The sequence below is a fragment of the Idiomarina sp. UBA3176 genome, assembly GCF_002364295.1.
Taxonomy (GTDB): Bacteria; Pseudomonadota; Gammaproteobacteria; order Enterobacterales; family Alteromonadaceae; genus Idiomarina; species Idiomarina loihiensis.
On sequence record NZ_DEXU01000004.1, the window covers coordinates 3,750 to 4,513 of the forward strand.

General features: G+C 45.9%; 1 protein-coding gene. It reads left to right on the forward strand.

Annotation, left to right across the window (positions count from 1 at the left end; all coding sequences use genetic code 11):
* Positions 1 to 660: putative nucleotidyltransferase substrate binding domain-containing protein (locus tag B2U97_RS01500; RefSeq protein WP_286830185.1), on the forward strand; the 660-nt coding region annotated here is incomplete at its 5' end.
* Positions 661 to 764 lie beyond the last annotated feature (104 nt).

Consider the following 764-nt stretch of genomic DNA (forward strand, 5'->3'; position numbering starts at 1 on the left):
GGTATCCCATCTTGCCCTGGAACTATTATGGCATCCAACCCCGAGTGTCGGGGGACTATAGACCAATGGAAAGAGCGCTTCAGAGGCTGGGTTGAAAGCCCGACACCAAAGGCACTCATGTATTGTCAGATATTTTTTGACAGCAGGCCGGTTGTTGGCCCTGGTAAATTTTATCAAGAATACCGCGAGCAGATTGCGAGCTTAGCGAAGAACGAGATGTTCCTGGGAAATTTAGCTATTCTGGTTAATCGGATAGCCGTACCTTTGGGCTTGTTTAACCGCTTACGCACAGAGGACACAGATGACGGGGATACCATAGATATTAAACGTTACGGCATTGCTTTAATTAATGACATAGCACGTATTTACTCATTGCAGGCCGGAATTACGTCACCAGGCACAGCTGCGCGTTTAAACGCACTAAAAGGCAGCCGCTTTTTAAATCGCCGCGATAACCAGTCACTAATGGAAGCCTGGGAGTTTTTGACACAGCTCAGGTTGAACCATCAGTTAAAAGTATGGGGCAGCGACAAACCAAAGAATGCCATAGATCCTGATGAACTGAGCACGCTTTCAAGACGTCAGTTAAAAACGGCTTTTAAAATCATAAAAGAGGCGCAACAAGGCGTTGGTCTGAAGTTTAGCCGACAGGGGTACTAATTATGTCTCAATGGCTGCAGAAGCTTGCTCACTGGTACGACAGACGACAAAAACTTAAACAACCATGGCAAAGTTTACGGTATGTCGCGTTGGATATTGAAAGT